Raw genomic sequence first — 11,330 nt, 5'->3', positions numbered from 1 at the left:
AATGAAAGAAGGGATTTTTGAAAATCTAATACAAAGGATGGTGGCGAAGCCACCGTATCCGTACAAAGCCTTTATTTGATAAGTGCCTTATTCAATAATCTTATTTCAAATTAATAATTCAGACTAATAGAGTCTTGTGAATAAGAATAACATGGGAAATTTCTTTTTAATATCTCCCGGTAGATTGATTTAATCTTGTTGAATGCGTTGTACATGCAGAACGTAAAGAGGTCTCCTTTAATCACCAACCCAATTTAATCAGTTGAAGGAAATTTCAGGTATCCCGATTGTCTGTTTCAACGCGTTCGTTTCGTAATGTCTCCATATCGGTATTAATTTCATCCAGCTTTCGAAGTACTGCTCCATAGACAACGGTTAAATCCCAGTCGAAGATTCTTCCTCCAACGTAAGCAAGGAAAAGCATCAGTAATAGCACACTTACGATGATGATTACCGGTACGCCGAGAAGTAAGGCGGCTCCCGGATCGTTCGCAATCAACGCATGCGTAATGGCATCACCCCATCGCTTGCCGTTTACCTGGAACTGCCAAAAACCGAGTACGATGAATAAAAAAAACAGCGGATAATAGAATCGGGCCATCAACCTATTTACCCGAACGAGTTCTTTTAGCCAATGAGCGAACGCCTTGACGTACCGATAACTGTTTTCGCTCGTGTCAATCTCCGATAATGTCCTGGAAAACTTTCTGTTGACAAGTACGATACTACTGAGCGTCAGAAAAAACCCGATTCCCATAAGCGGAATCCCGATCAAAAAAGAAACTGCCAAAAATAACACGGAACCGGCAACGATTGCAATCTGGTTGATTCTGAACATTCGTTTAAACTTCTCGATTACGTGTATGGATTTTTGCTTGTACAAGTTGTTCAGCGTCGGGGCGACCAAGGCATCTTCGGCTAGAAACCCTTGTTTCCATATTGATTCAATTGACTTTTCCATCCATTAGTTTCTTTAATCGTTCTTTGATTCGCGTGATGCGTACACCAATATTGTTTGGGTTGGTACCGGTAATATCGGCGATTTCCTGGTAAGACTTCTCTTCCAGGTAAAGTAACACGATGCCCCGATCTACCTCCGACAGCAGTTTGATGGCATCGTATAAGTGATTGAGCGCTTCATCTGGAAATACCGGACTGGTTTCTACCAATTCGTTCGGTAAAAATTCAGACGTGAACAACTGCGGATCGTTTTTCTTTTTTTTAAGTAAGGTCAAACTCACATTTAGTGCCAACCGATACACCCAGGTAGACCAGTCCGACTGTCCTCCGAAATTGTTCCTGGTTCTCCAAATTTGCAAACATACCTCCTGATAGTAATCTTCAAAGTCCTCTTGCGAATTCGTGTATGCCCGGCATATCTTTATAATGATTGCGGCATAGGGCTTAATCCATATTTCGTAGAAGTCGGTACTCAAGTATCTTCCTGATTAAATCAACTTTCCCGACGATTTCGCCCGAGATTCCAAATAACCTGCTACGATAATACCAATTAAGGTCCCCACGGAAATACCCAAAGAAATACCTAACGAACGGGAGAACCCCGAGAACCATACAATGCCAAGCAATAGGCCCAATGCGGCCCCAAAAATGATACCCCGCTTCTGGTAGTACCCTTTGGTCACCAAAGAAAAGCGTTCGTTCAAATAGCGTTCAAACCGTCCAAGTGCCATTTTGTAATGCGCTATCTTTTTTGTCGAATCGATCAATTCCAGTGCGTCTAATTTCGATTCCAGGGATTCAATCTCAGATTGGGTGAGACCCCTCCGTTCCAGCTTGGAGAGTAGTTGTATAAAGGCCTGATAGACCTTTATTTCTGACTTTTTGGTGGTCTCGGCTACCAACCGGCGAAAATGGGCAATTGCGTTTTTACCTGTCATGATTTCGTTTTTCTTGGTTAGTGGCTTAGGTCCGGAAAATATTACACCCTAACGAATTATTTTTTTTAAGTATTGGGTAAATGGATAAATCTAGTCTTTAGCAAGTGGTGGCAAGGGGGTGTCGCAAGAAACGTGACCGATCTAGGTACTAAAAACTTACGGAAACGGTATCATGCAAATCTCGATTCAGCATTTTCCTAAAAACAAGTCGCTTGTATTACTCACAATGCCATTCCTTCTCGCACATCAAATTAATCATTCTGGACAACTAAGGAACTGTTGAGATGTTTTTTTTCAGAAAAAGGCCCCTGGATTTCCGACGATTGAGAAGAGATTGAAGGAGAGACGGGTACTTGGAGCAGGGTAAAATGCATCCATCCCTTTGGCCCTTTCTTCCGTTAAACCGATTGATGAAAACATCTCCCGGGCGCTCGCCCGGGATTTTTGCACCAGGAACATAAAATATCTCCTATATTTACTTTCGATGGAAGACGCATTGGAACAACTCGATCGGGAACTCGCTTCCCTGGAACAGGGCATCTTGGACGCCAAAAAACAACACCAACAGCAACTGGCGGAACTGCCCAAACGCTGCCAGCAAGCCGCGGCTAACCTGATCCAATACCTTTACTTCCGAAGCGAGGACCGGAAATCCCTGCAGGAACAATTGCACCTCTACGGCCTCTCGGCCTTATCCAATTCGGAAAACCACATCCACCGGCAGATTCAAACCATCCGCGAACGCCTGGGCTACCGCTATGCACCTGAGGAACGCAACTCCTGCACCTACGCCTACAGCCAGGAACAATTGGCGGCCAATAGCCGGGAACTCTTTGGCGAGGCCGATAATCCAGGAATGCCGGCCATCATGGTGACCTTCGATACGGGTTTTGCCCGAGATTCCTCCACCATCGAAGCCCTTCTGCTGCACGGCATGAATGTGGCGCGCATCAACTGTGCCCACGATGATGAAGCGGTCTGGAAATCCATGATTGAGCAAATCAGGAGTGCGGAAAGGGCCACGGGAAAAAGCTGTAAAATTCACATCGACCTGGCCGGGCCAAAAATTCGAACCCGCCTGCTCGGAAAAGGTCAAAAGCGGGGAAAGGTGAAAGTGGCCGTTGGAGATCAGGTTTGGCTAGCTGAAACCACCCATGGCTTCGATTCCGAAGACATTGTCCTGCATCCCAACGAAGAGGGAATCATCGCCTCCCTGGAACTGGGGCAACGGGTCTTTATCGACGACGGAGCAATCGGTGGGCATATCAGCGCCGCGCTGCCTGGAAAGGTCGCCGTGAGCATCGAGCGCGTTTCTTCCAAAAAAGGCTGGCTCAAGGAAGGAAAGGGAATTAATTTTCCGGATAGTCGACTAACGATCCCGTCACTGACCGACTTCGATATCGAATGCCTGCGTTTCGTCTGCGAGCATGCCGATACGCTGGGCTACTCCTTTGTCAAAACGCCTCAGGATATAGGCCGCCTACGGGAAGCCCTGCAAAAACAGGGCTGCAATGCGCCCGCGATAGTGTACAAGATCGAAACCCCGGATTCAGTAGCAAATTTGCCTGCCTTGATTTTGGAAGGGATGAAGTCCCCGCCATTTGGGGTCATGATCGCCAGGGGCGACCTGGCCGTGGAAATCGGCTTTGAACGCATGGGGGAAATCCAGGAGGAAATCCTTTGGATCTGCGAAGCGGCCCATGTGCCGGTGGTCTGGGCCACTCAGGTACTCGAAAACCTACACAAATCGGGGATGCCTACCCGCTCTGAGATTACAGACGCCGGCCAGGCGGCCCTGGCAGAATGCGTCATGATCAACAAGGGCGCACACACCATCCCCGTTTTGAAAAGCCTAAAAGACATCATGGAACGCACCAGCGGTCGGCGTACCAAAAAGAAGTTTACCCTGGGGCACTTGCACATCGCCCGGGACTTTTTTCAACCCGGCTAGCTCTTTCATTCATCAAGGGCTAAGCTGAAAAAACGGATGTCCTTCCTCTCAGGGCCATGCGCTTTGGACCGGGACAGTGCGGGATGGGCTATTCGGAAAAGTTACGTAGCTTTACTTCGTTCCATCTCTCATTCCGATGAAAAATTCCCTGATCTGTTGGTTGCTGTTGTTGCTGGCAGGCCCTGCTGCGCTGGCAAACAGCGACCTGACCCCCACGCAACTCCGCGTGGAATACCGAACCAATCCCTTCACCGACGAAGCGAAGCCCCGGCTAAGCTGGGTACTCGAGTCCGGCCGGAGAAATCAACACCAATCGGCCTACCGGATACTGGTGGCTAGCAAGCCGGAACTGCTAGAAGCAGGTCAGGCCGACTTGTGGGACAGCGGTAAGATCGCCAACGACCAGACCGCACAGGTGGTCTATGGGGGCACCGCACTGACTTCGCGGCAACAATGCTTCTGGAAGATCCAGAGCTGGGATAAGGAGGGGCAGCCCGGCCCCTGGAGTCAGTCAGCTAGCTGGGAAATGGGTCTGCTGGAAGCCGCGGACTGGAAAGCGGCCTGGATTGGAAAGGATTTTGCTCCCGGCACAGCACCGGTACCCTTCAAAGGAAAAGAGTTGTTGCTACCACCGGCGCCCATCTTCCGAAAAGAGGTCAGTGTTGGGCAAAAGCTGGTAAAAGCCCGTTTGTACATCACAGCATTGGGGCTGTTCGAATTCAAAATAAATGGGCAACGGATAGGCAAGGATTACCTGGCACCGGGCTGGACGGATTACAACCAACGCGTGTATTACCAGGCCTACGATGTCACGGAGCACCTGAAAAGCGGGAAGCAGGTCTTACAGGCCCGCTTGTCCTATGGCTGGTACAGCGGCTATATCGGGTACGCATTGCTGGTGGGCAATCCGGTGGTCCGGGCCTTTTACGGCGAAGTCCCCGCCCTGAAAGCCCAACTGGAGCTTACCTACGAAAACGGACAAACACAAACTGTGGCCACGGGCAGCGACTGGAAGGTCAGCAGCGGCGGGCTGTTGGAATCAGATATCCTGCATGGAGAAACCTACGATGCGCGCGAGGAGCCCGAAAACTGGCACCTTCCCGGCTATGACGACAGTCATTGGGAGGCAGCCGAACACATTGCCACTGCTGAGCGCCAGTTGCAGCTCTACCCGGCACAACCGGTACAAGTGACCGACACGCTTTCACCCGGTTCCATTACCGAACGTACCAATGGAACATTCATCGTAAACCTGGGGCAAAATATTGCGGGCCTGATCCGGCTACGGGTAAAAGGAAAGGCGGGCGATAAAATCGTTCTTCGTTTTGGCGAAATGCTCCATCCCGACGGGCGCCTGATGGTCGAAAACCTCCGCATGGCCCGGGCCACCGATACGTATATTCTAAAAGGCGATCCAGAGGGCGAGGAATGGGTTCCGGGATTTACTTACCACGGATTTCAATACGTAGAGGTGACGGGATTTCCGGGAACGCCCCAAAAGGAAAATTTTACCGGATTGGTTCTGGGATCGAATACGCCCCGTGCGGGGCATTTTGAAACCGACCATCCCCTGGTCAACCAACTGTACCAAAACATCGTTTGGACCCAACGGGCCAACTTTGTCGACATTCCCACCGATTGCCCACAACGGGACGAACGCATGGGATGGACCGGAGATGCGCAGATTTACGGAGGAACATCGGCATTGAATATGGATGTAGCGGCTTTCTTTACCAAGTGGATCCGGGATTTGCAGGATGCACAGTGGGAATCCGGAGCCTATCCCGACTACGCCCCCGCCCCTTCGGTACGGTCAAGCGACACCTTTGCCCCGGGCTGGATGGAAGCCGGCATCATCAACCCCTACGAAATGTACCGGGCCTATGGCGATACACGGATCATCGAACGCTCCTGGGAAAACATGGAAAAGTTCATGGCCTTTCACGCCAAAAGAAGCGGGGATCGGTACATCTACCCGGAAGGCTCCTTTGCCGACCTTTCTCCCAAAGGAGGCTACGGGGACTGGCTATCCATAGGCAAAAAAACGCCACCGGATATGTTGGCAACGATCTATTACGGCTACACCGCACAGCTGATGGCTGAAATGGCAGCGGCCATTGGTAAATCAACCAGGGCGCTGCACTACCAGGAACTGGCCGGAAAAATCAAAGCGGCTTTTGCTTCCCACTACCTGGACGAGACTTCCGGTAAACTGACCACCAACCCCAAACCTTATGGAGACGGCTCGGGCTATGTAGACGGACACCAGGGTTTTTCCGGCCATACCCAAACTGCCTATGCCAACGCCATTTACCACGATTTCCTTAGCAAATCCCAACAAGAAGCAGCAGGAAAACACCTGGCTGACTTGTTGGTAGCAAACGGGGAAAAACTGGCTACCGGGTTTCTGGGAGTAAAACAATTGTTGCCAGCATTATCCGCTACCGGCCGTTCCGACCTGGCCTACCAGTTGCTGCTAACCACCGAATATCCTTCCTGGGGCTTTGAGATTGAAAACGGTGCCACTACCATCTGGGAGCGCTGGGACAGCTACGTCAAAGACGACCCGGAAAAAATGGAATCCTTGAACGCAGGCATGAATTCATTCAGCCACTATGCCTTTGGCTCGGTATACGAATGGATGTTTCGAAACATGGCCGGTATCCGGGCGGAGCTACCCGGGTACAAATCGTTTACTATTGCGCCGGAAATCCCCAAAAAGGACATCCACCGTGCGCAGGCCAGCTATCAATCCATTCACGGCGAAATCCTGAGCTCCTGGAAAAGATCCGATAGTAGCCTGTCACTGGAAGTAGTCATTCCTGTCAATACCCGGGCCGTTGTCTGGATTCCTACCGATGATCCCGCGTCGGTACTGCTGGACGGCAAATCGCTGCACGAGCAGGCCGATATCAGCCTGGGAAATTTTCTGGACGGTAGGCAGGCGGTCGTACTCGGTTCGGGCAGATACCGGTTTGAAGGTACCTTGCATCCCTAATATACCGGCTGGAACCGCGTTTCCGACGGAATCTACTTCTTTTCCTCCTGCCGGAGGTAGCGTTCCATCAGGGCCAAATAGCAGGCCTGCTCCTTTCGTCTTTCAGGTGTTGGATTCATGCCCAGGACTTTGGCACGTACATTCGCCCGCAGGCATTTGTAGTAGGTAAAAATAGAAGCGTCTCGCCCGGTATCCAGTATAGGGATCCGTTTCAGGTAGGTTTCCATAAATGAGCCAGCCAAAGAATCCTCCCCGTAGCGCTCCAAATCCATGCAGAGAAACGCCACTTCGTACAGGAGGTCGATGGTACGGATACTTTTACTGAACTCGATGCAATCGAACAAAACCGGCTTCTCGGACAGAAACACGTTGCCTGCATGCAAATCCCCGTGCAGGTCTCGCACATAGCCCAATTGTACCCGCTCCTTAAAGCGCCCGCGGTGTGTTTCCAAAAACGAATCGCTCCACCGAACGGCTTCCTTCAGAAATGTGCGTTGCTCGGCTGTGTAACGAAGGGAGGGGTTTACTATATCAGCAAAAAGTGCTTTCGCCGCTGTCAGTTGGAAGGGAACCATCTCAGCAGGCTGCCGGCGGTGGAATAAGGCCACTTTTTCGGCAAGCTTTTTTACCTGTTGCTCCGTTACTTTTCCCTGCTTCAGAAGCTTGTCCATCCGGTACTCCTCGGGCTGGCGCTTCATCACCACGGCGTATTCCCGCACGGTCCCCCGTTTTCCATCCAGGTACCAGTTTCCATTCAGGTGGGTGATCGGACAACAGCGGTCGTAAATGGCCGAAAATCGGCTATTCAAACGAACCTCTTCCCGGCAAAAATGGGCCCGGGACGCCAGCGTAGAATAATCGAGAAAGGAAAGTTTAATGGGTTTTTTCAACTTGAAGGCCCATTTTTCGCTAAGTATGATCCATGAAATGTGGGTCTCTATCAGCTGACCCTCTATGCGGCGCCCTTTATAGATTCCTTCTCTTGCTACTTGTTGAACTTCCTCAGTTTTCATGGATTTGGTCCAGGTATGCTTGTGCTCGTTCGATCATGACCTCGATCTGTCCATCCTCGGAGCAGATATCCAGATAGCCCTGATCGATGGGATCAAAATCAGCTTTTAGTTTTTCATATACGGCAACATCCGCTTCACTTTCCTCCCTGCGTTTGGACAGGCGTTGCTTCACCACCATTTCGTCCGCCACTATTTGTATACAGGCAAAGGGTTGCCGGTACCTTTTAGCAATTTTTGCGAAGGAAAGGCGATGAGCGCGCTGCTGAAAAGTCGCATCCACCAAAACAGCTTTACCCAGCGCCAAAAGCCTGTCGGTACGTTTTTCCATCGCAGCGTAAACACGTTGCCGGTCTTCGGGGGCATACTGTCCCCTCCTATTCAATTCAATACGTACCCTATCGCTACTTAAGTAGACCAATCCGCGCGCTTTCGCCAATCGTTTGGCAAAAAAACTCTTGCCCGATCCCGGTAGCCCCATGATCAATACAACCATGTAATAAAGGTAGTGAAAATTCGCATAAGATTCCTGGAATTAGGAAGGCAGGTTATCCGCACAGTTGCTGTACCTGTTCCCAAATATCAGGTGCCACAGGCACGCCAAGTGCCAGGTTTTCTTTCCTTCGCTCAAGTGATTTTTCTCCGGGGTAGTTTACCTCACCGCCCGCAAATACCGCCGACTGCTTTAAATCCTCCAGTATCCGGCTAAAGTGTTTCTCCATTTCCTCCTGGATCCATCCCAACTTTTCGATGTGGAAACAGAGAAAGAATTGGGAAATACCGTATTCTTCCCCTTGCGCGCCTATCTCGTGGCTGGCTTTTCCCCCAGAGAGACCTGAAGCGAGTATGTCCAGCATCAGCGATAAGCCCGCTCCTTTCCAAAGCCCCGCCGGCAGGGCCAGTTGCCGGGCCAGTACCTCCGCCGGATTATGCGTGAGCGCCCCTTCCGCGTCAAACCCTGCCGGGTAACGCAGCTCTTTTTTCTCCCCCTCATACATGCTCATTTTGCCGTAGGAATATTGCGTCATGGCCATATCCAGGACGATGGCTTCGGTTTTGTAGGGAACTGCCAGCACCAGGGGGTTATTTCCCAGCTTTGGCTCACTCCCTCCCCATGCCGGCATATTTGGGATGGTATTGGTAAAACAGATACCGATACAACCGGCTTCCGCCGCCTGCCAGCCGTAATTCCCGGCACGCATCCAATGGTTGGTATTGTTTAGAGCCACGCACCCAATCCCATTTTCGGCCGCCAGGTCAATGGCCCGACCCATCGCCAACTGGGCGTTGTACATGCCCGGCCCCTGCTTTCCATTCCAGCGCTCCATGACCGGTAGGGAAAATTCGATTTCCGGCTCCGCATCCGGCTTTACATGACCCCTTTTTACCTGTTCCAGGAAAGAAGGAAATCGGTTCAAGCCATGGGAAGCTACCCCATCCAAACTGGATTTGGCAAAAAGTTCGGCACAGAGAGCCGCTTTTTGGTCTGGGAATCCCGTCTTTTTCAAAACAGTTTCCAGGGTAGATTTCAATTGTTGGTACGGAACCCGTAGCGTCGTGTCCATTGGTAGATTCGGTTTATTTCTGCTTACCAAGGTACTAAAGGCAGCTTTCGGAAACCAAATTAACAGGGGAATATTCCAGAAATACCGGCCGGCTATTTGCACAAATACGCCGATTCGTATACAGATTTATGCTGGATTATTTACTTTTGTATCCGACCAAAGCCTAGCAACCTCTATGAAAGCAATCCGCTGTGAACGTCCCGGTTTATTTCTCCTACACGAAATAGCCATACCGGAACCAGGAAAAAATGAGGCACTGCTTCAGATCAGGAAGGTCGGTATATGCGGAACGGATTTGCATGCATTCGCAGGAAATCAGGCTTTTTTCTCCTATCCCAGAATCCTTGGGCACGAGATTGCCGCCCGCGTCAGCCGATCGAACAGCGCAAACCTGGAGGAAGGAACCCCGGTTGTCGTCATTCCCTACATTCACTGCGGGGAGTGCATCGCCTGTAAGGTGGGTAAGACCAACTGCTGTGAACGGCTAAAGGTGCTAGGTGTACACACCGATGGTGCCATGCAGGAGTTTCTGGTGGTTAGCGAATCCCTGCTTATACCCACGCCCCGCCTCACCTGGACAGAAATGGCCATGGTGGAACCTCTTTCCGTAGCTGCCCATGCGGTGAATCGGGCCCGTATCAAAAAGGGCGACCGGGTACTGGTTATGGGCTGTGGCCCAATCGGTCTTGCCTTGCTCGTCTATGCCAAACTTGCCGGGGCAGAGGTGACGGCCATGGACCTCAATGAAGAACGCCTGGCTGCCGCTGCCAGGGACTTTTCTGCTGACCAGCTGCTAGCTGTCAAAAATAATGGCTCTGCCGAATCCGCGACAATCAACGCGTTCCAGGTAGTATTTGATGCCACGGGAAACAAACAAGCCATGGAATCCGGCCCCGGATACGTCTGCCATGGCGGCACCTACGTATTGGTCGGGCTTTACAAAGCGGACTTATGTTTCCACCATCCGGCCATTCATGCGAAGGAATTAACGTTGCTTTGTAGCCGAAACGCTACCAAAGACGACTTTCTTTTTGTCATCGAAAGCCTGGAAAAAAAGCAATTTCCTGCGGAGGCTTACCACAGCCATAGCCTTTCCTTTGCGGAAGTACCCGGGAAATTCGAGACGTTGACAGGGCCTGCAAACACGGTAATCAAAGCCATGGTTGACTTTCCTGAGGTACTGCCCTAAAAGGAAACGGCAGCCATATTGGTTTGGTTTTTGTGAATTAATGTATCAATTTGAAGATCAATCAGCAATTTAATCCAGCTTTATGCATGCATTACTGCTTTCTCTTCTGATTTTGGGCATGAGTTGCCTACCCTTCCGTGTCAAAGGTCAGACCGGAAGTCAATACAGCATATTGAAAACCAATAATGCATACGTCATTAAAACCGACGCTAAGGACTATACCCGGATCAACACCGAACGACTGGGATTGGACTGTTCCTCCATGTCACTGAGTGAGGAGTTAAATTTTGATAAAATCGCCTCCTATTTTGATGAGGAATCCAAAACGGTGTTCCGAAACATAAAAATTCAGGCTCGGGTATACATCGACATATTGGGAGAGGTCAGAGACCTGTATTTTATCTGTGAAAATGATCCCGAAAAGCACGGAGTGGATTTTGCGAGACTGGAAAAAGCAATCCGGCGCAGAATGAGGGTGGAGCAAAACAAAGAGTGCCTGCCAAAGTTTGACGAACAGTTTGTTTCCTGGTACATTCCACTGTACCAATTTTAAGGGGCCAAGCCGTACAGAAACGGCTGTTACCAAAGAAATAAATCCGCTTCCTCCACTCGCTGAAAATAAAAAAGAGGCTGTCCGAAAAGTCGGGCAGCCTCTAATTTAGTTGTTTTTTTTCTCCAAAAATGGTATTTTGGAGTTGTACAAAAAAGCAACTATGGCC

10 protein-coding genes are annotated in these 11,330 nt (G+C 50.3%); 4 read left to right on the top strand and 6 right to left on the bottom strand.

Annotated features, from left to right (window positions below; genetic code table 11):
* Positions 1 to 274 precede the first annotated feature (274 nt).
* The 3 genes from GCU44_RS22675 to GCU44_RS22665 are packed head-to-tail and all read right to left on the bottom strand — an operon-like array spanning position 275 to position 1,898.
* Positions 275 to 961, bottom strand: coding sequence for a hypothetical protein (locus GCU44_RS22675; RefSeq protein WP_154859677.1), 687 nt, complete (start codon positions 959 to 961; stop codon positions 275 to 277).
* Positions 945 to 1,436, bottom strand: coding sequence for an RNA polymerase sigma factor (locus GCU44_RS22670; RefSeq protein ID WP_154859676.1), 492 nt, complete (start codon positions 1,434 to 1,436; stop codon positions 945 to 947). The genes GCU44_RS22675 and GCU44_RS22670 overlap by 17 nt, the downstream gene beginning before the upstream one ends.
* Positions 1,437 to 1,448: 12 nt before the next feature.
* The gene (locus GCU44_RS22665) at positions 1,449 to 1,898 is read right to left on the bottom strand and encodes a hypothetical protein (protein ID WP_154859675.1); all 450 of its coding nucleotides are present in this window, start codon (positions 1,896 to 1,898) and stop codon (positions 1,449 to 1,451) included.
* Between the two features lie 484 nt (positions 1,899 to 2,382).
* Here GCU44_RS22665 and GCU44_RS22660 point away from each other — a divergent pair, with 484 nt between their 5' ends.
* Complete coding sequence (locus tag GCU44_RS22660) at positions 2,383 to 3,849, top strand: pyruvate kinase (protein ID WP_154859674.1); 1,467 nt, start codon at positions 2,383 to 2,385, stop codon at positions 3,847 to 3,849.
* A gap of 136 nt (positions 3,850 to 3,985) precedes the next feature.
* Positions 3,986 to 6,847, top strand: a complete 2,862-nt coding sequence (locus GCU44_RS22655; RefSeq protein WP_154859673.1) for an alpha-L-rhamnosidase — start codon at positions 3,986 to 3,988, stop codon at positions 6,845 to 6,847.
* A gap of 32 nt (positions 6,848 to 6,879) precedes the next feature.
* Here GCU44_RS22655 and GCU44_RS22650 read toward each other — a convergent pair whose 3' ends face one another.
* From GCU44_RS22650 to yiaK, 3 genes are read right to left on the bottom strand one after another with little or no spacing between them, the layout of a single operon-like run.
* The gene (locus GCU44_RS22650; RefSeq protein ID WP_154859672.1) at positions 6,880 to 7,860 is read right to left on the bottom strand and encodes a phosphotransferase; all 981 of its coding nucleotides are present in this window, start codon (positions 7,858 to 7,860) and stop codon (positions 6,880 to 6,882) included.
* Positions 7,850 to 8,353: an AAA family ATPase gene (locus GCU44_RS22645; RefSeq protein WP_154859671.1), complete on the bottom strand. Its 504-nt coding sequence runs from the start codon at positions 8,351 to 8,353 to the stop codon at positions 7,850 to 7,852. Before GCU44_RS22645 ends, GCU44_RS22650 begins: the two co-directional genes overlap by 11 nt.
* Positions 8,354 to 8,405: 52 nt before the next feature.
* Complete coding sequence (gene yiaK / locus GCU44_RS22640) at positions 8,406 to 9,422, bottom strand: 3-dehydro-L-gulonate 2-dehydrogenase (RefSeq protein ID WP_154859670.1); 1,017 nt, start codon at positions 9,420 to 9,422, stop codon at positions 8,406 to 8,408.
* Positions 9,423 to 9,597: 175 nt separating this feature from the next.
* Between yiaK and GCU44_RS22635 the strand changes: the two genes are divergently transcribed.
* Entirely contained in the window at positions 9,598 to 10,611 is a 1,014-nt protein-coding gene (locus GCU44_RS22635; RefSeq protein WP_154859669.1) for a zinc-binding alcohol dehydrogenase family protein, read from the top strand.
* Positions 10,612 to 10,693: 82 nt separating this feature from the next.
* Positions 10,694 to 11,164, top strand: a complete 471-nt coding sequence (locus tag GCU44_RS22630; RefSeq protein WP_154859668.1) for a hypothetical protein — start codon at positions 10,694 to 10,696, stop codon at positions 11,162 to 11,164.
* Positions 11,165 to 11,330: the final 166 nt, after the last annotated feature.

Origin of the sequence: Cyclobacterium xiamenense, assembly GCF_009467825.1 — a bacterium.
Lineage (GTDB): Bacteria > Bacteroidota > Bacteroidia > Cytophagales > Cyclobacteriaceae > Cyclobacterium > Cyclobacterium xiamenense.
Note: the sequence above shows the minus strand (reverse complement) of the source record. Positions and strands in the feature narration are given on the sequence as shown.